The organism is Agromyces sp. NPDC029043 (assembly GCF_055564615.1).
The window spans coordinates 54358-73533 of the sequence record NZ_JBVHVX010000018.1; the positions used below are offsets into that span (position 1 = coordinate 54358).

Sequence of the window (19176 nt, forward strand, 5' to 3'; positions counted from 1 at the left end):
TCACCAGTGCGGGAATGCTCACGAGTCTATCGCGAGCGCACGACGACCAGCAGATCACCCGCCTCCACCTGCTGGGTCTTCGGGATGGCGACGCGCTCGACGACGCCCGCCACGGGCGACGTGATCGCGGCCTCCATCTTCATCGCCTCGATCGACGCGACCGCCTGGCCGGCCGCGACCTCGGCCCCCACTTCGACCTGCAGCGTGACCACGCCCGAGAACGGCGCGGCGATCTGGCCCGGCTGGGATGCGTCGGCCTTCTCCGCAGCACGCGTCTCCACGGTGATGCTGCGGTCTCGGACGAACACGGGGCGGAGCTGGCCGTTGAGGATCGTCATGACGGTGCGCATGCCCTTGTCGTCGGCTTCGCCGATGGCCTCGAGGCCGGCGTACAGGCGCACGCCCTTCGCGATCTCGACCACGTGCTCGGAACCCGGTCGCAGGCCGTACAGGTAGTCGGCGGTGTCGACGACCGAGAGGTCGCCGAACAGCTCGCGGATCTGCTCGAACTGCCGGGTCGGCGCCGGGAACAGCAGCGCGTTCAACAGCGCCTGGCGGTCGGCGCCGGCCTGTTCGAGTCCACGGCGCTGCGCATGGGTCAGCTCGGTGACGCCTACGCGCACGTCGCGGCCCGCGAGGACCTTGGAGCGGAACGGCTCGGGCCATCCGCCCGGCAGGTCGCCGAGCTCACCGGCCATGAACCCGATGACCGAGTCGGGCACGTCGTACTTCTCGGGGTTGGCCTCGAAGTCGGCCGGATCGGCCTTCACGGCCGCGAGGTGCAGCGCCAGGTCGCCGACGACCTTCGACGACGGCGTGACCTTCGGGACGCGGCCGAGGATCCGGTTCGCCGCGGCGTACATGTCCTCGATGAGCTCGAAGTCGTCGGCGAGGCCGAGCGCGATCGCCTGCTGTCGCAGGTTCGAGAGCTGGCCGCCGGGGATCTCGTGGTGGTACACCCGTCCGGTCGGGCCCGGCAGGCCGGACTCGAACGGGCGGTAAAGGCGGCGGACCGCCTCCCAGTACGGCTCGAGGTCGGAGACGGCGTCGAGGGAGATGCCGGTGTCGCGCTCGGTGTGGGCGAGGGCGGCGACCAGCGACGAGGCCGAGGGCTGGCTCGTGGTACCCGCCATGGGAGCGCTCGCCACGTCGACCGCGTCGACGCCCGCGCGGCTGGCGGCCAGGAGCGTCGCGAGCTGCCCGCCCGCGGTGTCGTGCGTGTGGAGGTGCACCGGCAGGTCGAACCGCTCGCGCAGCGCCGTGACGAGCTGTTCGGCCGCGGCCGGCCGCAGCAGGCCGGCCATGTCCTTGATCGCGAGGATGTGCGCCCCCGCTGAGGCGATCTCGTCGGCGAGGCGCAGATAGTAGTCGAGCGTGTAGAGGTCCTCGGCCGGGTCGAGCAGGTCGCCCGTGTAGCAGACCGCGACCTCGGCGAGGGAACCGCCCGTGGCGAGCACCGCGTCGATCGCGGGGCGCATCTGCGACACGTCGTTCAGCGCGTCGAAGATGCGGAAGATGTCGACGCCGGTCGCCGCCGCCTCCTGGACGAACGCGTCGGTCACCTCCGTCGGGTACGGCGTGTAGCCGACCGTGTTGCGACCGCGCAGCAGCATCTGGATGTTGACGTTCGGCAGGGCGCCGCGCAGTGCCGCGAGCCGCTCCCACGGGTCCTCGCCGAGGAACCGCAGCGCGACGTCGTAGGTCGCGCCGCCCCATGCCTCGACCGAGAGCAGTTCGGGCGTCATCCGAGCCACGTACGGTGCGACGGCGACGAGGTCCTTCGTGCGCACGCGCGTGGCCAGCAACGACTGGTGGGCGTCGCGGAACGTCGTCTCGGTCACCGCCAGGGGCGTCTGCGCCCGCAGCGCCGCAGCGAACCCGGCCGGACCGAGCTCGAGCAGGCGCTGACGGGAACCCGACGGAGCCGGCTGCGCGAGGTCGAGCTCGGGCAGCTTCTCGGCGGGAGCGACGCTCGTGGGCGCCGGGCCGTTCGGCTGGTTGACCGTGACATCCGCCAGCCAGTTCAGGATCTTCGTTCCACGGTCCTTCGACACGCGGCCGCGCATCAGCTGCGGGCGCTCGTCGATGAACGACGTGCTGAGGTCGCCCGCGATGAATGCGGGGTCGTCGAGCACGGCCTGCAGGAACGGGATGTTCGTGGACACGCCGCGGATGCGGAACTCGGCGAGGGCGCGCTTGGCGCGCGTGACCGCCTGCGGGTAGTCGCGGCCCCGGCAGATCAGCTTGGCGAGCATCGAGTCGAAGTGCGGGCTGATCTGCGCGCCGGGGTTGACCGTGCCGCCGTCGAGACGGATACCGGCGCCGCCCGGGGAGCGGTACGTCGTGATCTTGCCGGTGTCGGGGCGGAAGTTCGCCGTCGGGTCCTCGGTCGTGATCCGGCACTGCAGCGCGGCGCCGCGCAGCTGGATCCGGTCCTGCGTGAGTCCGAGGTCGGCGAGGGTCTCCCCCGCGGCGATGCGCATCTGCGCGACGACGAGGTCGACGTCGGTGACCTCCTCGGTCACCGTGTGCTCGACCTGGATGCGCGGATTCATCTCGATGAACACGTGCTGGCCGGCGCGCTCGCCAGCGGTGTCGAGCAGGAACTCCACGGTTCCCGCGTTCGCGTAGCCGATCGACCTCGCGAACGCGACCGCATCGCGGTAGAGCGCGTGACGCACCTCGTCGGACAGGTTCGGGGCCGGCGCGATCTCGACGACCTTCTGGTGGCGGCGCTGCACCGAGCAGTCGCGCTCGAACAGGTGCACGGTCTCGCCCGTGGCATCCGCCAGCACCTGGACCTCGATGTGACGCGGGCGCACGACGGCCTGCTCGAGGAACATCGTGGGATCGCCGAAGGCGCTGTCGGCCTCGCGCATCGCCTCCTCGAGGGCGCGGCGCAGGTCGTCGCGCTTGTCGACGCGACGCATGCCGCGACCGCCGCCGCCCGCGACGGCCTTCGCGAAGATCGGGAAGCCGATCTCGTCGGCCTGCGCGAGCAGCGCGTCGACGTCGCGCGAGGGCTCGGTCGACTTCAGCACCGGCACGCCCGCGGCGATGGCCTGCTCCTTGGCGGTGACCTTGTTGCCCGCCATCTCGAGCACGCGCGTGGGCGGGCCGATGAAGGTGATGCCCGCGTCGGCGGCCGCCTGCGCGAGCTCGGGGTTCTCGGAGAGGAAGCCGTAGCCGGGGTAGATCGCGTCGGCACCCGACTCCTTCGCGACCCGGATGATCTCGGAGACGTCGAGGTAGGCGCGAACCGGATGCCCCGGCTCGCCGATCTGGTACGCCTCGTCGGCCTTCAGGCGGTGCAGCGAGTTGCGGTCTTCGTACGGGAAGACGGCGACGGTCTTCGCACCGAGCTCGACGGCGGCGCGGAACGCCCGGATGGCGATCTCACCGCGATTGGCGACCAGGATCTTCGAGAACATGCAGGCCTTTCCGGACGGGGGACTTCCGCACAGCGAACATTTAGGTATCGCCTTCCGAGTAACGGTAACGTATTCGCTCGTGCACGTTCTTTCGGTCAGTTCCCTGAAGGGCGGCGTCGGCAAGACGACCGTCACCCTCGGACTGGCGTCGGCTGCGTTCGCGCGCGGCGTGCGCACGCTCGTGGTCGACCTCGACCCCCAGTCCGACGTGTCGACGGGTATGGACATCCATGTCGCCGGCCACCTCAACGTCGCCGACGTGCTCGCGTCGCCCAAGGAGAAGATCGTCCGCTCGGCGATCGCGCCGAGCGGGTGGGCGCGGTCGAACCCGCAGTCGACCATCGACGTCATGATCGGCAGCCCGTCGGCCATCAACTACGACGGTCCGCACCCGTCGATCCGCGACATCTGGAAGCTGGAAGAGGCGCTCGCCAACGTCGAGGCCGACTACGAGCTCGTGCTCATCGACTGCGCGCCCTCGCTCAACGCGCTCACGCGCACCGCGTGGGCCGCGAGCGACCGCGTCGCCGTCGTGACCGAGCCGGGCCTGTTCTCGGTGGCCGCCGCCGACCGTGCCCTGCGCGCGATCGAGGAGATCCGCCGTGGCCTCTCCCCCAGGCTGCAGCCGCTCGGCATCATCGTGAACCGCGCGCGGGTGCAGTCCCTCGAGCACCAGTTCCGCATCAAGGAGCTGCGCGACATGTTCGGTCCGCTCGTGCTCTCCCCCCAGCTCCCCGAGCGCACGTCGCTCCAGCAGGCGCAGGGCGCCGCGAAGCCCCTGCACATGTGGCCGGGCGAGAGCGCCGAGGAGATGTCGAACCACTTCGACCAGCTGCTCGAGCGCGTGCTCCGCACGGCCCGCATCGGCGACTACGCGCCGGGTCCGGGCAACCGCCTCGAGATCGACGCCTCCGCGCGCTGACGGTTGGCGTCAACCGGCGTCACATGACGTCATGTCGACATCGTCGACGGGCGAGCGGATGTCGCGCGGGCTCCGGTCGGTCAGGAGATCTTGCGGGTCGACCGGCTCCGGCGCACCGCGAGCTCATCGACCTGCTCGGCCGACTGCGTGTCGAGCTCGACGAGCGTCGACTCGACCTCGCGCAGCACCTTGCCAACGGCGATGCCGAAGACGCCCTGGCCGCGGTTGACGAGGTCGATCACCTCGTCGTCGGAGGTGCAGAGGTACACGCTCGCGCCGTCGCTCATGAGCGTGGTCTGGGCGAGGTCGTCGATGCCCGATTCGCGGAGCTGGGTGACGGCCACGCGGATCTGCTGCAGCGAGATACCGGTGTCGAGCAGCCGCTTCACGAGCTTCAGCACGAGGATGTCGCGGAAGCCGTAGAGTCGCTGCGATCCCGACCCGGCCGCGCCCCGCACGGTGGGCTCCACGAGTTGCGTGCGGGCCCAGTAGTCGAGCTGGCGGTAGCTGATGCCGGCGGCCCGAGCCGCGACGGCACCGCGATAGCCCGTGCCGTCGTCGTGCTCGGGAAGCCCGTCCGTGAAGAGCAGTCCGAGGTCGTAGCGCGTGCGTTCGCTCCGATCGAGCTCGCTCATCCGATCGCCCCTCACCTCTCGTCGGCGCCTCGACGGCGCGGGTCCCACGCTACCCACGCTCGCGACCCGAGTCGAGGACATCGGGCCGAACGTCACGGCGTGTCGCGGGCCGATGCGCGTGGTCAGCGCGAGAGTCCGTCGAGCGCGCGCTGGAGCACGCTCGCGTGCACGATCGCGAGGTGCTCGGCGAGCTCGCGAGCGCGCTCGGCGCTGCGGGCCCGGCCGGCCGGGTCGGGTCGTCGTTCGGGCGCGATGGCCTGGCCGATGAGCGCGGCCTCGCGCTCGGCCGCGGCGCGAAGGCCGCGGAGGTGGCGAGGCTCGATCCCTACGGAACGGAGCGCCGCGAGCGCCCGGAGGGCGTCGAGCGCGTCGGTGCCGTAGACCTCGGCCGGGCGGATGACCGACGCCGCGATCGCCTCATCGAGCAGGGCCGCCGTCGCACCCGCCTCGCGAACCAGCTCGTCGCGCGAGAAGCGGTTCGCCGTCGCCTGCACGGCGGCGGCGCTCACCGCGCCGGGCAGTGCGGGCGTGCCCCCGGCGTCGATCGCGTCGAGGTGCGCGCGGATGACCTTGAGCGGCAGGTAGTGATCGCGCTGCATGGCGAGCACGACGTGCAGCCGCTCGACATCGGACGGCGCGAACTTGCGATAGCCCGCGGCCGTGCGCGACGGCGTGACGAGGCCCTGTTCTTCGAGGAACCGCAGCTTCGACGGGGTCAGTTCCGGGAACTCCGGTTGGAGCTTCGCGAGGACCTGACCGATGCCGAGCAGCGGCGGGGCGTGCGCGGGACGCCGCGTCGCGGCGCCCTCGGTCACCCGGTGCCCGCCGGTGAGAGGTCGCGCCGTGAGGCGTAGAAGGTCAGGCGGTACTTGCCGATCTGGACCTCGGCGCCGTCGCTCAGCAGCGCGGTCTCGATCCGCACGCCGTCGAAGTAGGTGCCGTTCAGCGAGTTGAGGTCGCGCACCTCGAACGCCGTGCGGTGCCGCACGAACTCGGCGTGCTTGCGCGAGACGGTGACGTCGTCGAGGAAGATGTCGGCATCGGGATGGCGGCCGACGGTCGTGACATCGGTGTCGAGCAGGAACCGGGCGCCCGCGTTCGGACCACGACGCACGATGAGCAGCGCCGACCCGGACGGGAGCGCGGCGATCGCCTCCTGCTCGGCCGCCGAGATGTCGCTGTCGAGCGCGCTCAGCTGGGCCGCCGCCTCGCGGCTGAAGCCCATCGTCGTGTCGTTCGCGTGGTTCACCACGTGGGCGGAGGTCTGCGTCGAAGGCTCACGCTCCTCGTCGCTCGCACCGGCCTGGTTCATGTCGGAATCCGCCACTGCTAACCTCCCTGCTCCAGCGTATCGGATGCCGGTGGGGGCGACACCCGCGAGACACGCACGACACGGGCGGTCTCGATCGCGTAGATGACACCGGCCCACCAGTAGAGGAACGCACCCCACAGCGTGACCGCCCAGCCGAACGGCTCGCTCACCGGCTGCACCGCCGGGAACGCGAGGCCGAGCATGATCACGGGCAGTCCGGTGAACAGCGCGAACGTGGCGGCCTTGCCGAGCTGGTGCACCGGAAGCGGGCCGTAGCCGTGGTTGGCGAGCACCACGCCGAGCACCACGATCAGGGCATCGCGCGCGACGATCACGATGACGATCCACCACGGCACGAGCTCGTTCGCGGCCAGTCCGATGAGGGCGGCGAAGATGTAGAGCCGGTCGGCGGCGGGGTCGAGCAGTTGCCCCAGTCGCGTCACCTGGTCGAAGCGCCGGGCGAGGTAGCCGTCGAGCAGGTCGGTCAGGCTGGCCGCGATGAGCACGATGAGCGCGGTGACGTACGCCCCGGCGATCACGAGGACGAGGAAGACGGGCACGAGCAGCAGGCGGAGCATGCTGAGCACGTTCGGGATCGTCCAGATCCGCGTCGAGACCCCCGCGTTCTCCCCGGCCACGGGTCGATCCTATCGAGCGGATCCGCCGCGGAGTCGGGCGCGCAACGCCGGCCACGCCTCGGCGAACCGCGGATGGAGCGGCAGCTCGTGGACCGCGTCGGCGTCTGTCCAGCGCAGCGCGATGCTCTCGGGATCGGCCAGCCGCGGCTCGAAGCGCTCGGCGGCGTCGGCCACGACGGTCGTGTACGACCAGTAGCCGAGGTCGAGCACGCTCTCGAACCGGACGGCGACGAGCCCGGCGGGCATCCCCGTCTCCTCCGTCGCCTCGCGGACTGCGGCGTCGTACGCGGACTCGCCGAGATGACGCGCGCCGCCCGGGATGCCCCACGTGCCGCCGAAGTGGCTCCACGTGGCGCGGTGCTGGAGCAGCACCGCGCCATCGGGTTCGACCACGAGCAGCCCGGCTGCGCCGTAGCGTCCCCAGTACCGGGCGCCGTCGGGTCCGTGCACCCAGCCGTCACCGCTCTCGCCCGTCATCGTTCCAGCATGCCGCACGCGCGAGCACGTCGCGTCGGTCCAACTTTCGGTTGTTCCCGGTGCCCCGCGCCGCTGCTACCTTCGGGTTCACGGATCGCGGGACCGCGTCATCGCCCGCAGTGACGAGGGAGGCACCATGCAGCAGACGACCGAGACCGTCGAAGACGAGGTGGTCCTCCTCGACGAGTCGGGAACGCCGATCGGGCGAGCCCCCAAGAGCGCGGCGCACGGGCCCGACACCGCACTGCACCTGGCGTTCTCGTGCCACGTGGTCAACCCGATCGGCGAGGTGCTCGTGACGCGCCGCGCACTCGGCAAGCAGGCGTGGCCGGGCGTGTGGACGAACTCCTTCTGCGGGCACCCGAAGCCGGCCGAGCCGATGCTGCACGCCGTGCGCCGCCGCGCCGAGCACGAGCTCGGGCTCGACCTCGACTCGGTCGAGCTCGCCCTGCCGCTGTTCCGGTACCGGGCGACCGATGCGAGCGGCGTCGTGGAGAACGAGGTGTGCCCCGTCTACATCGCGGTCGCCTCGGGCGAGCCCGACCCGAACCCGCGCGAGGTCGCCGAGCACCGCTGGGTCGACCCGGCCTCGCTCGCGGCCGCGGTCGAGGCCGCGCCGTGGGCGTTCAGCCCGTGGCTCGTGCTCCAGGCCAGGGAACTGGAGCTGTTCCGTGCCTGAACTGCTCGACTCGGCGATCGACGGCGGACTGCGCGCCTTCTTCGCCGAGGCGCGGGCGCGCGCCGGACAGTACGGCGGGCACTACACGGCGCTGTGGGAGTCGATCGAGCAGCAGAGCGCGGGCGGCAAGCGTGTGCGGCCGAGGCTGGTCTGGTCGGCATACCGCGGCTTCGGCGGCGACGACCGCGCCCTCGTCACGCGCGTCGCGCTCGCGTTCGAGCTGCTGCACACGGCCTTCCTCATCCACGACGACCTCATCGACCGCGACACGGTGCGTCGCGGTGCGCCGAACGTCGCGGGACGGTTCGCCGCACGAGCGATCGAGCACGGAGCCGACGAGCGCGCGAGCGCCGTGTGGGGCGAGACGGCCGCGGTCCTCGCGGGCGACCTGGCGCTCAGCCGCGCACACCGCGAGCTCGCGATGCTGCCCGTCTCGAACGAGCGTCGCGAGGCGCTGCTCGACATCCTCGACCACGCGGTGTTCGTCTCGGCGGCCGGCGAGCTCTCCGATGTCGTCGGGTCGCTGCGCGGCACGACCCCGCAACTCGAGTCGGTCCTCTCGACGCTCGAGCAGAAGACGGCCGTGTACTCGTTCGAAGCCCCCCTCGCGGCCGGCGCGGTACTGGCCGGCGCCGACGACGAGGCCGTCGCGGCGCTCTGCCGGTTCGGCCGGCTCGTCGGCGTCGCGTTCCAGATCACCGACGACGTGCTGGGCGTGTTCGGCGACCCGCTCGTGACGGGCAAGTCCGCCTCGGCCGACCTGCGCGAGGGCAAGCGCACGGCGCTGATCGCGCACGCGGCGACGACCTCGTCCTGGCCCGCGATCTCGGCGCGCCTGGGCGACCCCGCGCTCGACGACGACCACGCCGAGGCCATCCGCGACGAGCTGCGGCGGTGCGGCGCCCTCGATGCCGCCGTGGCGCTCGCGGCCGAGCACGTGATGCTCGCCCGGTACGAGCTCGACACCGCCGACCTTCCGGCGGCCCTGCGGGCCGAGCTGGGCGAGTTCGCGCAGCGCGCGACGGAGCGCGTGCGATGAGTGCGCGACCCGACCGCAGCCTCCTCGGGCGGTATTCGGATGCCGCGGAGGCCGGTTCCGCGACCGTGATCGCGCACTACTCCACGTCGTTCGGCGCGGCGGCGAAGCTGCTCGATGCCGACTCGCGTCGCCGCGTGCGCTCGATCTACGCCCTGGTGCGGATCGCCGACGAGATCGTCGACGGCGCCGCGGCGGAAGCGGGACTGAGCCTGGAGCAGCAACGCGAGGTCCTCGACGGGCTCGAGGCCGACACCGAGCGGGCGCTGGCGTGGGGCTACTCGGGGAACCTGGTCGTCCACGCGTTCGCCGCCGTCGCCCGGGAGGCGGGGTTCGGCACCGAGCTGACGCGGCCCTTCTTCGCGTCGATGCGTCGTGACCTCGACCCGGCCCCGTTCGCCGCCGATGAGATCGGCCCGTACATCCACGGCTCCGCCGAGGTGGTGGGCCTCATGTGCCTCGCGGTCTTCCTCACGGGCGAGGCCGCGCAGACCGGTGAACCGGTCGACGACGCGCGCCGCGCGCGACTCGAGCGCGGCGCCATCCACCTCGGCGCGGCCTTCCAGAAGATCAACTTCCTCCGCGACCTCGCGGTCGACTGGCGCACGCTCGGCCGCAACTACTTCCCGGGGATCGACCCTGAGGCGTTCACCGATCACGACAAGACGGCGATCCTGGATGACATCGATCGCGATCTCGAGATCGCGCGGCGCTCGCTGCCCGAGCTGCCGCGTCGCGCGCGCGCCGCGGTCTCGGCGGCCCACGGGCTCTTCGCGAGCCTCACGGCGCGGTGCCGGGCGACGCCGGCATCGGAGATCATCGCGACCCGCATCCGCGTGCCCGACGGCGAGAAGATCGCCATCGCGGTCCGGTCGGCGCTCGGCACGGGAGGGGGCCGGCGATGATCGGCGAATCGGAGCGGATCGTCGTGATCGGCGGCGGCATCGCCGGCCTGGCCGCCTCGGCGCTGCTGGCCCGTGACGGGCACCGGGTCACCCTGCTCGAGGCGCGCGACGAGCTCGGCGGCCGCGCCGGCCGATGGGAGCATCACGGATTCCGGTTCGACACCGGACCGTCGTGGTACCTCATGCCCGAGGTCTTCGATCACTTCTTCCGTCTCCTCGGCACGAGCACCGAGGAGCAGCTCGACCTGGTCCGACTCGACCCGGGATACCGCGTGTACGCCGACGGCTACGACGAGCCCCTGGACATCATGCCCACGCGCGAGGGCAACGTCGCCCTGTTCGAGTCGATCGAGCCCGGTGCGGGCGCAGCGCTCGGCGGCTACCTCGACTCCGCGGCATCCGCCTACGACATCGCCCGCCGGCGGTTCCTCTACACGAACTTCGACGACCCCCGGAACCTGCTGTCCGGCGAGGTCCTCCGGCAGGCCGGGCGGCTGGCGAAGCTGCTCACGACGCCGCTCGACCGCTTCGCCGCGCACGCAGTGCGCGACCGCCGACTGCGGCAGGTGCTCGGGTATCCGGCCGTCTTCCTCGGCTCCTCGCCGGACTCGACCCCGGCGATGTACCACCTGATGAGCCACATGGACCTCGAACAGGGCGTGTTCTACCCGCAGGGCGGATTCGCGGCGCTCATCGACCGGGTCGTCGCGCTCGCCGAGCGAGCGGGGGTCGACATCGTGACGGGCGCGCGCGTCGAGGCCATCGAGCTGTCGGGCGACGCGCGGCCCGCCGTCGCCGGCGCCCGCTTCCGCGACGCGACCGGGCGCAGCGTGGTCGCACCGGCGCACCGGATCGTCTCCGCCGCCGACCTGCACCACACCGAGACGGAGCTGCTTCCGCGTGCCGCCCAGACCTACCCGGAGGAATGGTGGCGGCGCCGCACGTCCGGGCCGGGCGCGGTGCTCGCGATGCTGGGTATCCGCGGCCGCGTACCCGGGCTCGAGCACCACTCGCTCTTCTTCACCGAGGACTGGTCGCGGAACTTCGGCGCCATCTTCGGCGCCGATCCGCACGTGCCCGATCCGGCGTCGTTCTACGTGTGCATGCCCAGCGCGACCGACCCGACCGTCGCCCCCGAGGGCGACACCAACCTGTTCGTCCTCGTGCCGGTGCCGGCCGATGCGGCCATCGGGCGCGGTGGGATCGACGGCACGGGCGACCGACTGGTCGAGGAGACCGCCGACCGGGCGATCGCCCGCATCGCCGAGGCGTCGGGCCTGCCCGACCTCGCCGAGCGGATCGTCGTGCGGCGCACGGTCGGCCCCGCGGACTTCGCCGAGGACCTCAACTCGTGGCAGGGCGGCGCGCTCGGCCCGGCGCACACCCTGCGGCAGAGCGCGTTCCTGCGCGGCACGAACCGGTCGCGTCGCGTCGACGGGCTCTACTACGCCGGAGGGTCGTCCGTGCCCGGCATCGGGTTGCCGATGTGCCTGATCAGCGCCGAGAACGTGCTCAAGCGCGTGCGCGGCGACCGTTCGTCGGGACCGGTCGCCGAGCCCGCGGCATCCGGTGCCCTCGAGACGGCCGCGCCGGGCGCCGGCGCGGGCTCCGACCCGGCGCACGCATGACGGGGTTCGCCTACCTCGCGGGGCTCCTCGTCGCGATCGGCTGCATGGTGCTCATCGACGCCCGCTGGCGGCTGGTCTTCTGGCGCGCCCCGGTCGCCGCGGCCGTGACGGTCGCGGTCGGCGTGGCGTTCTTCCTCGCGTGGGATGCGGCGGGCATCCTGCTCGGCGTGTTCTTCCGCGGGCGGTCCGAGATCGTCACCGGCATCGAGCTCGCGCCCGAGCTGCCGGTGGAGGAGCCGGTCTTCCTCGCCTTCCTCTGCTACCTCACGCTCGTGCTGGTGCTCGGCATCGAGCGGATGCTGCGTGCCCGCGACGCGCGCCGCGTCGACGCGGCATCCGGCACCGGCGGGGCTGCCCCTCGCGACGGCGAAGGGACCGCATGACCTACCTGCTGATGAGCCTGCCGTTCCTCGCGGCAGCGGCCCTGCTCGCCTGGGCGATGCGACCGCGCGAGTCGGGCGCCGCCCGCCGGCGACGGATCTCGACGATCGTCGCCGCAGCCGTGCTCATCGTCCTGACGGCGGTCTTCGACTCCGTCATCATCGCCACGGGCATCGTCGCCTACGACGACGCCCACCGCGTCGGCTGGACGGTGGGACTCGCGCCCGTCGAGGACTTCCTGTACCCGCTCGCGGGCGTCCTGCTGCTGCCGGCCGTCTGGGCGCTCGCGCTGCGCCGGTGGCCACCGCGTCGCGACGACACCGCGGGAGCGCCCGGATGAGCGCCGCCCGCACGCGCGATCGCGGCCTCGGCCACCGCGTCGGCCAGGTGCTGCTCTCCTCACGGCCGATCAGCTGGATCAACACGGCGTTCCCCTTCGCGGCGCCGTACCTGCTCACCACCGGCGAGGTCGACGCGCTCCTGGTCGTCGGGACGATCTTCTTCCTCATCCCCTACAACCTGCTGATGTACGGCATCAACGACGTGTTCGACTACGAATCCGACCTCCGCAACCCCCGCAAGGGCGGTGCCGAGGGCGCGCTACTGGATCCGAGCCTGCACCGCACCGTCGTCTGGGCCGGCATCGTCACCGCGACGCCGCTCCTCGTCGCGATGCTGTGGCTCGCCGGCACGGGCGAGCCCTGGTCCTGGCTGGTGCTGGCGGTCAGCCTGTTCGCCGTGTTCGCGTACTCGGTGCCGGGCCTGCGGTTCAAGGAACGACCGCTGATCGACTCGATCACCTCGAGCACGCACTTCGTGAGCCCCGCGGTGTACGGTCTCGCGGTGGCGGGCGCCGAGCCGACGTGGCCGCTCGTGGCCCTCATGGTCGCCTTCTTCTGCTGGGGCATGGCGAGCCATGCGTTCGGCGCCGTGCAGGACGTCGTTCCCGATCGCGAGGCCGGCATCGCGTCGGTCGCCACGGCGTTCGGCGCTGCGGCGACCGTGCGGCTCGCGCTCGGACTCTGGACGGCCGCGGGCCTGCTCATGCTCGCGACCGAGTGGCCGGGTCCGCTCGCGGCGCTGCTCGTGCTGCCCTACCTGTGGGCCGCGTGGCCGTACCGTTCGGTGACGGATGCCGCGTCGGGCGAGTCGAACCGCGGCTGGCGGCACTTCATCCTGATCAACTACCTCGTCGGCTTCGCGGTCACCATGCTCATGATCTGGTGGGCGCTGGTCCGGTGATCGCGGCCGCGTAGGCTTGCCGGATGGCGGAACTCGAGTCGGCGCGCGTGGATGCGTGGCTCTGGGCCGTCCGCGTGTGCAAGACGCGGTCGGCCGCGACCACGGCGTGCCGCGCCGGGCATGTGCGCGTGAACGGCGAGCGTGCGAAGGCGGCGATGCCGGTCCGGCCGGGCGACGAGGTGCGGGTGCGCCTGCACGGATTCGATCGCATCCTCATCGTGCGGCGGCCGATCGTGAAGCGCGTGTCGGCCGAGGTGGCGGCGACCGCCGCCGACGACCGCACGCCTCCGCCGCCGCCCCGCGAGGCCGTGCCGACGGTCGCCGTCAGGGACCGCGGTGCCGGCCGCCCCACGAAGCGCGAGCGACGCGACCTCGACCGCCTCCGCGGTCGCTGACCCTCCCGGGCGTAGCCTGAAGCGGTGACGAAGGACTTCGCCCACGAGCCCGGACTGCGCCGGTACGTCGTGCGACTCGACGGCCAGGTCGCGAGCGTGCTCGACTACCGCGAACTCGGCGACACGGTCGCGTTCGTGCGCACGTTCACGAATCCGCCCTACCGCGGCAGCGGGCTCGCGGCCGAGCTCGTCCGCTACGCCGTCGACGACGTCGAGCAGCGCACGCAGCTGCGGATCGTGCCGAGCTGCTGGTACGTCGAGCAATGGTTCGACCGGCATCCCGACCGACGCGGCCTGCTCGACCCCCGAACGGCGTGAGGGCGGTCCGGGCGGGGAGCCCGGACCGCCCTCACGGATGGGACGTCGCGATCAGTACCAGTTCAGCGACTGCGAGTGGCCCCACGCGGCGCACGGCGACCCGTAGCCACGAGCGATGTAGTCGAGACCCCACTTGATCTGCGTCGCGGCGTTGGTCTGCCAGTCGGCACCGGCGCTCGCGAGCTTCTCGGCGGGCCAGGCCTGGACGATGCCGTACGCGCCGCTCGAGGGGTTGGTCGCCTGGTAGTTCCAGCCGGACTCCTTGGTCCAGAGCTTGACGAGGCACTGGAACTCGCCCTCGCCCCATCCGTACTGCGACGCGGCCATCTCCCGGGCGGTCTGCTTCGCGCCTTCGGGCGTGTTGGCGCGAGCGCGGGCCTCCGCGGCGTTCCGCTCGGCGACCGCCTGGTCGTGGGCGGCGGCGGCGTCGACGGCCTGCTGGATGCGCGTCTCGGTCTCGGCGGTGAGCGCACGGACCTCGTCGAGCGGCAGGGTCTCGTAGTCGCCGAGCGAGGCGACGGATGACGCGAGCTCGCCGGCGTCGACCTTGCCCTCGACCGCGGCGAGCGTGTCGTGCGCGACGGTCAAGGTGTCCTCGGCCTCGGAGTGGGTCTTCGCCTGGGCGATGCCGACGTAGGCGCCGAGCTGGTCGGCGGAGCGTCCGCCGGCTTGGGTGATGGCGGCGGTGGCCTCGACGCGCTCCTGAGCGGCGATCGCCGACTGCATCATCGTGCCGGTCCCGGCGACGAGGCCGGTCGCGAGGACCGCGCCGACGACGAGGCGCCGGCGGCCGACGCGACGTCGGCGCTGGGCGCGACGGGTCGCGGCCGGCGTGGCGTCTGCGGTTCGGGAGGTGGTGGGGATGGTGGGGGCGGGCTGGTTCTCGTGCGTATCGATCTGCATAGCGTCGTGGGGGGCTCGGATCCGGGGGTCGGGGGCCCTCCGAGCAGGGGCATGGACGCGCTCGGACGAGGCGCCCGGCACACAAGCCCCCTACTCTGCCCTGTTTTTCTGGACGAAACCTCGGCTTTCGCTGGGCAGAACGTGTCCGTCGCGCCTGCCAGACTGGGCGGCATGGCCCGCCCCGACCGCCCCGGCTTCCCCGTGCTCGACGTTTCCGACCGGTGCCCGTGCCGATCGGGCTCGGCGTACGGCGAGTGCTGCGGGCCGTTCCACGCCGGGACGACGGCGGCCCCGACCGCGATTCAGCTCATGCGCTCGCGGTACACCGCGTACGTGGTCGGCGACTCGGGGTACCTGCTCGCGACGTGGCATCCGTCGACCCGGCCCGACACTCTCGAACTCGACCCGCAGGTCGAGTGGCGCTCGCTCGAGATCGTGCGCACCGAGCGCGGCGGCCCGCTCGATCGCGAGGGCGTCGTCGAGTTCGCCGCCCGCTACGCCGCCGAGGGCGAACGCGGGGTGATGCGCGAGACGAGCCGGTTCGTGCGGGAGGACCGATGGCGCTACGTCGACGCGATCGCGTGACACTCGCCATCCCCGCTTCATGGCGGCCCCATCGCCGGCGCTGAGCGAACCCCGAGGTTCGCGCCGTAGCGTGGCCTCCGTGACGCCGCTCGACGGAACCCCGCCAGCCCGTACCCCGCCGCCTTCGCCCTCGATGCTGACCGCCCGGGCCCAGCGCACGCTCGACACCATCGACGGGCAGACGCTCGACGAGATGCGTGCGCTGCGCGATGAGACCGAGCGGTTCATGCTGCGGTACAAGTTCGGCATGGACGAGGTCATCACCAAGCTGTCGATCCTGCGCGAGGAGTTCAGCCAGGCGCACGCCTACAACCCCATCGAGCACATCTCGAGTCGCCTGAAGAGTCTCGACAGCGTGGTCGACAAGATGCGGCGCAAGGGCGTGGAGCCGTCGTTCGAGGCCATCCGCGAGACCGTGACCGACATCGCGGGCGTCCGCGTGACCTGCAGCTTCGTCTCGGACGCGTACCGGATCGCCGAACTGCTGACCGCGCAGGAGGACGTCCGCGTCATCCGTATCAAGGACTACATCGCCGAGCCGAAGGCCAACGGCTACCAGAGCCTGCACCTGATCGTCGAGGTGCCGGTGTTCCTCTCGACGGGCGCCCACCCGGTGCCGATCGAGGTGCAGATCCGCACGATCGCGATGGATTTCTGGGCGAGCCTCGAGCACAAGATCTACTACAAGTACGATCGCCAGGTGCCGGGCGAGCTGCTCGACCAGCTGACGGATGCCGCCCGCACGGCGGCCGAGCTCGACGCCCGGATGGAGCGGCTGCACCGCACCGTGCACGGCGCCCCGCACGAGCTGCGGCACACGCGCACCGGACCGACCGTGGCCTGAGCCGGGTCACTCCCCCTCGGGCCGCCTGGCCCGGCTCGGCTGCACCCGCGTCGGCTCGCCGGGCATCTTCGGGAAGTCGGGCGGGAACGGCAGCTCGGTGAGGCCGTCGTCGAGGTCGCGCTGCCACCATTCGAGCAGCGTGCCGATGCGACCGGGCGCGTCGTGCATGCCCGCCCAGGGGTCGCCGCGCTCGGCGAGCCGCGCCGGCACCGTGCGGATCGTGTGCTCGGCGGGATCGGCGTGCTCGAGCTCCTCCCATTCGAGCGGACATGAGACGGCGGCGTTCGGCAGCGGCCGCGGGCTGTACGCGCCCGCCATGGTGCGGTCGCGGTTGGCCTGGTTGAAGTCGAGGAAGATGCGCTCGCCGCGCTCCTCCTTCCACCAGGCGGTCGTGACGCGGTCGGGCATGCGGCGCTCGAGCTCACGCGCGAGCGCGATGACCGCATGCCGTACGTCGAGGAACTCGTGCTCGGGTTCGATCGGTGCGAAGACGTGGATGCCCCGGTTGCCCGAGGTCTTCACGAATCCGGTGAGGCCGACCTCGGCGAGGAGCTCGCGTAGGGCGAGGGCGGCCGGGACCGCCTCGGCGAACCCGGTGCCCGGTTGCGGGTCGAGGTCGACGCGCAACTGGTCGGGCAGGTCGGTCGCCTCGGCGCGCGAGGCCCAGGGGTGGAACACGACGGTGTTCATCTGCGCCGCCCACGCCGCCCCGGCGGGCTCGTCGATGACGAGCTGCGGATGCCGCCGGCCGCTCGGGTACGCGACCGTGACGTCGCGCATCCACTCCGGGGCTCCGCGCGGCGGGTTCTTCGAGAAGAAGCGCTCGCCGTCGACCCCCTCGGGGAAGCGCTCGAGCGAGACGGGCCGACCGCCGTTCGCCTCGACGAACGCGGGCCCGACCGCCACCAGGTACTCGGCGAGCTCGACCTTCGTGATGCCCGGCTCGGGCCACAGCACGCGCGTCGGGCTCGAGATCCGCACGGCGCGCTCGCCGTCCGGTCCGGGGATGTGCAGGGTCACCGCGTCGCCGGCCATGGGGACGACGCTACCGCTCGCCGCCGACGCCGCCGCGTCAGGCGCTCGCCGTGGCGTATCGCTGGGCCGCTCGGGCGCGCGCCTTGGCGGCCTCGACCTCCCGGTCCTTCGGGGGCGCCGAGGTGACGAGGTGGTCGAGCAGGTGCTGGGTGACGTGGGCGACCGCCTCGACGGCATCGTCGAACGCGGCCCTGTTGGCCTGCGAGGGGTGCGTGGAGCCGCTGATCTTGCGCACGTACTGCAGCGCGGCGGCGCGGACCTCCTCGCTTGTGGCGGCGGGCTCGAAGTTGTGGAGGGTGTGGATGTTCCTGCACATGCCGGGAGCCTAACCCCGCACGCCGACCCCGTCGAGGACCTACTCGGGGCCGTGTGCGCCGTCAATCCCCTGACGGGCCGCTGCCGGCGCGCCTAGCGTGAGCCTCGGCCGCCGCACCCCGCGGATGACGGCCGGACGAACGGAGAGTGAGCATGATGCAGCCGCGCGACCCGATCGAGGGCGAGTACACCGACTCCGAGCTGCCGCTCGACGCCGAGGTGCCGAAGGATGCGGACGTCGAGGGCGTCGACGACGGCGACTGGAACGACGACGACGACGACGTGGTCGTCGAGGAGGTCGAGGTGATCGAGTTCACCGACGCCGACGACGACGACGACCGCCCCCTGCGCTGAGCATCGCGCGACCCTGCGGCGCGGCGCGCATCACGGCGCGTCGCGCCGGTCGCCGGCCGGGTCGGCGACGCCCGGCAGCGCGTCGCGCGCCGCCGCGACCTCGGCCGCGGCGATCGCCGCTCGGCGCTCGGCCTGCTTGAGCCGCCGCAGGGCCATCGACGTCGCGCCATGTCGTGCCGCGACCCGATCGTGCTGCTCTTCGACGCCCGTGATGACGTACGCGCTGGCGATGAGCACGACCTGGCTCGAGAGGTTCAGCCAGATCAGCAGCGCCACGAGCGAGCCGAACGACGCGAGCAGCGGATTGCTCGTGGCACCGCCGACGAAGAGCCCGGAGAGCACCTGCAGCACCGTCAGGCCGAGGCCGCCCAGGACCGCGCCCGACCACAGCGCCCTCGCGGTGGGCCGCAGCCCGGAGAGCAGGCGGAACAGGCCGGCGATCACGAGCGTGTCGATGACGAACGCCACGACGATCGAGAGCGCCTGCGATCCGCCCTCGACGAGGCCCCCGGTCGACCGGAGTCCGAGCCAGGCGAGCGCCGTGCCGATCGCGCCCGTGCCGATCACCGTGATCGCGGCGCCGGCGACGAGCAGGAGGCCGAACGCGACCGCGATCACGAAGTCGCGCAGCAGCTGCCAGAGGAAGAACGTGCGGTCATCGGGAACGCCCGCGAGCGTGCGCAGCGCGATGCGAAGCGACCCGATCGCGCCGATCGCGGCGCCCACGGTGCCGATGAGCGCGATCGCCCCGGCGATGCTCAGCGTGATCGGCTGGACGAGGTCGTCGGGATCGATCACCGCGCCCTCGCCGACCAGGCCGGGGATGACGTCGCTCACGGTGGCCACGATCGCATCGATCGCGTCGGGGTTGCCCGCGAGCCAGATGCCCGCGACGGCGAAGCCGAGGAAGGTCCCGGCGAACACCGAGAAGAGCGTGCGATAGGTCACGCTGTCGGCCAGCATCGGTCCGTGCTGCTCCTGGTAGAGCAGGACCGCCCGCGCGGGCTTGGTGCTCAGCACCCATTGGACCATGTGCGTGACCCGTGCGCGGATGCCCGCCGGCCGGCGCGTCGACTCCCCCGTGTGCTCGCTCATGCCGTCAGGCTACCGAGGCGCGCGCCGAGCGGCGGCGCCCTCGACG

The 19176-nt window shown here is 72.2% G+C and carries 23 protein-coding genes; 13 read left to right on the forward strand and 10 right to left on the reverse strand.

From position 1 onward, the window contains the following. Nucleotides 1-26: 26 nt before the first annotated feature. Nucleotides 27-3431: a pyruvate carboxylase gene (locus ACZ4TW_RS18595; protein WP_465545125.1), complete on the reverse strand. Its 3405-nt coding sequence runs from the start codon at nt 3429-3431 to the stop codon at nt 27-29. 79 nt (nt 3432-3510) lie between these two features. On the opposite strand from ACZ4TW_RS18595, the gene ACZ4TW_RS18600 reads away from it, so the two are divergent. After that, the gene (locus ACZ4TW_RS18600; protein WP_465545127.1) at nt 3511-4353 is read left to right on the forward strand and encodes a ParA family protein; all 843 of its coding nucleotides are present in this window, start codon (nt 3511-3513) and stop codon (nt 4351-4353) included. 80 nt (nt 4354-4433) lie between these two features. Here ACZ4TW_RS18600 and ACZ4TW_RS18605 read toward each other — a convergent pair whose 3' ends face one another. From ACZ4TW_RS18605 to ACZ4TW_RS18625, 5 genes are all read right to left on the reverse strand, one after another. Then, nucleotides 4434-4988 carry a MerR family transcriptional regulator gene (locus ACZ4TW_RS18605; RefSeq protein WP_465545129.1) on the reverse strand — a complete coding sequence of 185 codons (555 nt, stop codon included), beginning with the start codon at nt 4986-4988 and terminating at the stop codon, nt 4434-4436. A 122-nt stretch (nt 4989-5110) separates the two neighbouring features. Then, entirely contained in the window at nt 5111-5803 is a 693-nt protein-coding gene (ftsR, locus tag ACZ4TW_RS18610) for a transcriptional regulator FtsR (protein WP_465545131.1), read from the reverse strand. Next, complete coding sequence (locus tag ACZ4TW_RS18615) at nt 5800-6315, reverse strand: FHA domain-containing protein (protein ID WP_465545133.1); 516 nt, start codon at nt 6313-6315, stop codon at nt 5800-5802. Before ACZ4TW_RS18615 ends, ftsR begins: the two co-directional genes overlap by 4 nt. 2 nt (nt 6316-6317) lie before the next feature. Next, nucleotides 6318-6938, reverse strand: a complete 621-nt coding sequence (locus ACZ4TW_RS18620; protein ID WP_465545135.1) for a CDP-alcohol phosphatidyltransferase family protein — start codon at nt 6936-6938, stop codon at nt 6318-6320. Nucleotides 6939-6947: 9 nt separating this feature from the next. Further along, the gene (locus tag ACZ4TW_RS18625; protein WP_465545137.1) at nt 6948-7415 is read right to left on the reverse strand and encodes an NUDIX domain-containing protein; all 468 of its coding nucleotides are present in this window, start codon (nt 7413-7415) and stop codon (nt 6948-6950) included. 136 nt (nt 7416-7551) lie between these two features. Between ACZ4TW_RS18625 and idi the strand changes: the two genes are divergently transcribed. Genes idi through ACZ4TW_RS18670 form a run of 9 tightly spaced genes read left to right on the forward strand, consistent with a single transcriptional unit; the run spans nt 7552 to nt 13999 of the window. Next, a complete protein-coding gene (gene idi / locus ACZ4TW_RS18630; RefSeq protein ID WP_465545139.1) occupies nt 7552-8094 on the forward strand; it encodes an isopentenyl-diphosphate Delta-isomerase in 543 nt (180 codons plus the stop codon). Further along, nucleotides 8087-9133: a polyprenyl synthetase family protein gene (locus ACZ4TW_RS18635; RefSeq protein WP_465545141.1), complete on the forward strand. Its 1047-nt coding sequence runs from the start codon at nt 8087-8089 to the stop codon at nt 9131-9133. The genes idi and ACZ4TW_RS18635 overlap by 8 nt, the downstream gene beginning before the upstream one ends. Further along, nucleotides 9130-10035: a phytoene/squalene synthase family protein gene (locus ACZ4TW_RS18640; protein WP_465545143.1), complete on the forward strand. Its 906-nt coding sequence runs from the start codon at nt 9130-9132 to the stop codon at nt 10033-10035. The genes ACZ4TW_RS18635 and ACZ4TW_RS18640 overlap by 4 nt, the downstream gene beginning before the upstream one ends. Beyond that, nucleotides 10032-11663, forward strand: coding sequence for a phytoene desaturase family protein (crtI, locus tag ACZ4TW_RS18645; protein WP_465545145.1), 1632 nt, complete (start codon nt 10032-10034; stop codon nt 11661-11663). Before ACZ4TW_RS18640 ends, crtI begins: the two co-directional genes overlap by 4 nt. Further along, the gene (locus tag ACZ4TW_RS18650; RefSeq protein WP_465545147.1) at nt 11660-12046 is read left to right on the forward strand and encodes a lycopene cyclase domain-containing protein; all 387 of its coding nucleotides are present in this window, start codon (nt 11660-11662) and stop codon (nt 12044-12046) included. Before crtI ends, ACZ4TW_RS18650 begins: the two co-directional genes overlap by 4 nt. Continuing rightward, on the forward strand, nt 12043-12384 hold the full coding sequence (locus ACZ4TW_RS18655) for a lycopene cyclase domain-containing protein (protein ID WP_465545149.1): 342 nt from the start codon (nt 12043-12045) through the stop codon (nt 12382-12384). Before ACZ4TW_RS18650 ends, ACZ4TW_RS18655 begins: the two co-directional genes overlap by 4 nt. Further along, a complete protein-coding gene (locus tag ACZ4TW_RS18660) occupies nt 12381-13286 on the forward strand; it encodes a prenyltransferase (protein WP_465545151.1) in 906 nt (301 codons plus the stop codon). Before ACZ4TW_RS18655 ends, ACZ4TW_RS18660 begins: the two co-directional genes overlap by 4 nt. Before the next feature lie 23 nt (nt 13287-13309). Continuing rightward, on the forward strand, nt 13310-13681 hold the full coding sequence (locus ACZ4TW_RS18665) for an RNA-binding S4 domain-containing protein (RefSeq protein ID WP_465545153.1): 372 nt from the start codon (nt 13310-13312) through the stop codon (nt 13679-13681). 24 nt (nt 13682-13705) lie between these two features. Continuing rightward, the gene (locus ACZ4TW_RS18670; protein WP_465545155.1) at nt 13706-13999 is read left to right on the forward strand and encodes a GNAT family N-acetyltransferase; all 294 of its coding nucleotides are present in this window, start codon (nt 13706-13708) and stop codon (nt 13997-13999) included. Between the two features lie 51 nt (nt 14000-14050). Here the strand turns inward: ACZ4TW_RS18670 and ACZ4TW_RS18675 are convergent, their stop codons facing one another. Then, complete coding sequence (locus tag ACZ4TW_RS18675) at nt 14051-14902, reverse strand: aggregation-promoting factor C-terminal-like domain-containing protein (protein WP_465545157.1); 852 nt, start codon at nt 14900-14902, stop codon at nt 14051-14053. 171 nt (nt 14903-15073) lie between these two features. Here ACZ4TW_RS18675 and ACZ4TW_RS18680 point away from each other — a divergent pair, with 171 nt between their 5' ends. Then, nucleotides 15074-15487 (forward strand): YchJ family protein, encoded by a 414-nt coding sequence (locus ACZ4TW_RS18680; RefSeq protein WP_465545159.1) that lies wholly within the window; start codon nt 15074-15076, stop codon nt 15485-15487. A 193-nt stretch (nt 15488-15680) separates the two neighbouring features. Further along, nucleotides 15681-16331 (forward strand): GTP pyrophosphokinase, encoded by a 651-nt coding sequence (locus ACZ4TW_RS18685; RefSeq protein WP_465545256.1) that lies wholly within the window; start codon nt 15681-15683, stop codon nt 16329-16331. Between the two features lie 6 nt (nt 16332-16337). On the opposite strand, the gene ligD is transcribed toward ACZ4TW_RS18685, so the two are convergent. Beyond that, nucleotides 16338-17366: a non-homologous end-joining DNA ligase gene (ligD, locus tag ACZ4TW_RS18690; protein WP_465545161.1), complete on the reverse strand. Its 1029-nt coding sequence runs from the start codon at nt 17364-17366 to the stop codon at nt 16338-16340. A gap of 37 nt (nt 17367-17403) precedes the next feature. Beyond that, entirely contained in the window at nt 17404-17682 is a 279-nt protein-coding gene (locus tag ACZ4TW_RS18695; protein ID WP_465545163.1) for a DUF2277 domain-containing protein, read from the reverse strand. 152 nt (nt 17683-17834) lie between these two features. On the opposite strand from ACZ4TW_RS18695, the gene ACZ4TW_RS18700 reads away from it, so the two are divergent. Beyond that, nucleotides 17835-18035, forward strand: a complete 201-nt coding sequence (locus tag ACZ4TW_RS18700; protein ID WP_465545165.1) for a hypothetical protein — start codon at nt 17835-17837, stop codon at nt 18033-18035. A 30-nt stretch (nt 18036-18065) separates the two neighbouring features. On the opposite strand, the gene ACZ4TW_RS18705 is transcribed toward ACZ4TW_RS18700, so the two are convergent. After that, a complete protein-coding gene (locus ACZ4TW_RS18705) occupies nt 18066-19130 on the reverse strand; it encodes a YihY/virulence factor BrkB family protein (RefSeq protein WP_465545166.1) in 1065 nt (354 codons plus the stop codon). Nucleotides 19131-19176: the final 46 nt, after the last annotated feature.

What these genes read in the sequence shown, in the direction of transcription:
- ligD (WP_465545161.1), bottom strand. Translation starts at nt 17,366, where the DNA reads ATGGCCGGCGACGCGGTGACCCTGCACATCCCCGGACCGGACGGCGAG.
- ACZ4TW_RS18665 (WP_465545153.1), top strand. Translation starts at nt 13,310, where the DNA reads ATGGCGGAACTCGAGTCGGCGCGCGTGGATGCGTGGCTCTGGGCCGTC.
- ACZ4TW_RS18675 (WP_465545157.1), bottom strand. Translation starts at nt 14,902, where the DNA reads ATGCAGATCGATACGCACGAGAACCAGCCCGCCCCCACCATCCCCACC.
- ACZ4TW_RS18705 (WP_465545166.1), bottom strand. Translation starts at nt 19,130, where the DNA reads ATGAGCGAGCACACGGGGGAGTCGACGCGCCGGCCGGCGGGCATCCGC.
- ACZ4TW_RS18625 (WP_465545137.1), bottom strand. Translation starts at nt 7,415, where the DNA reads ATGACGGGCGAGAGCGGTGACGGCTGGGTGCACGGACCCGACGGCGCC.
- crtI (WP_465545145.1), top strand. Translation starts at nt 10,032, where the DNA reads ATGATCGGCGAATCGGAGCGGATCGTCGTGATCGGCGGCGGCATCGCC.
- ACZ4TW_RS18685 (WP_465545256.1), top strand. Translation starts at nt 15,681, where the DNA reads ATGCGTGCGCTGCGCGATGAGACCGAGCGGTTCATGCTGCGGTACAAG.
- ACZ4TW_RS18595 (WP_465545125.1), bottom strand. Translation starts at nt 3,431, where the DNA reads ATGTTCTCGAAGATCCTGGTCGCCAATCGCGGTGAGATCGCCATCCGG.
- ACZ4TW_RS18605 (WP_465545129.1), bottom strand. Translation starts at nt 4,988, where the DNA reads ATGAGCGAGCTCGATCGGAGCGAACGCACGCGCTACGACCTCGGACTG.
- ACZ4TW_RS18660 (WP_465545151.1), top strand. Translation starts at nt 12,381, where the DNA reads ATGAGCGCCGCCCGCACGCGCGATCGCGGCCTCGGCCACCGCGTCGGC.
- ACZ4TW_RS18680 (WP_465545159.1), top strand. Translation starts at nt 15,074, where the DNA reads ATGGCCCGCCCCGACCGCCCCGGCTTCCCCGTGCTCGACGTTTCCGAC.
- ACZ4TW_RS18695 (WP_465545163.1), bottom strand. Translation starts at nt 17,682, where the DNA reads ATGTGCAGGAACATCCACACCCTCCACAACTTCGAGCCCGCCGCCACA.
- ACZ4TW_RS18700 (WP_465545165.1), top strand. Translation starts at nt 17,835, where the DNA reads ATGATGCAGCCGCGCGACCCGATCGAGGGCGAGTACACCGACTCCGAG.
- idi (WP_465545139.1), top strand. Translation starts at nt 7,552, where the DNA reads ATGCAGCAGACGACCGAGACCGTCGAAGACGAGGTGGTCCTCCTCGAC.
- ACZ4TW_RS18640 (WP_465545143.1), top strand. Translation starts at nt 9,130, where the DNA reads ATGAGTGCGCGACCCGACCGCAGCCTCCTCGGGCGGTATTCGGATGCC.
- ACZ4TW_RS18655 (WP_465545149.1), top strand. Translation starts at nt 12,043, where the DNA reads ATGACCTACCTGCTGATGAGCCTGCCGTTCCTCGCGGCAGCGGCCCTG.
- ACZ4TW_RS18650 (WP_465545147.1), top strand. Translation starts at nt 11,660, where the DNA reads ATGACGGGGTTCGCCTACCTCGCGGGGCTCCTCGTCGCGATCGGCTGC.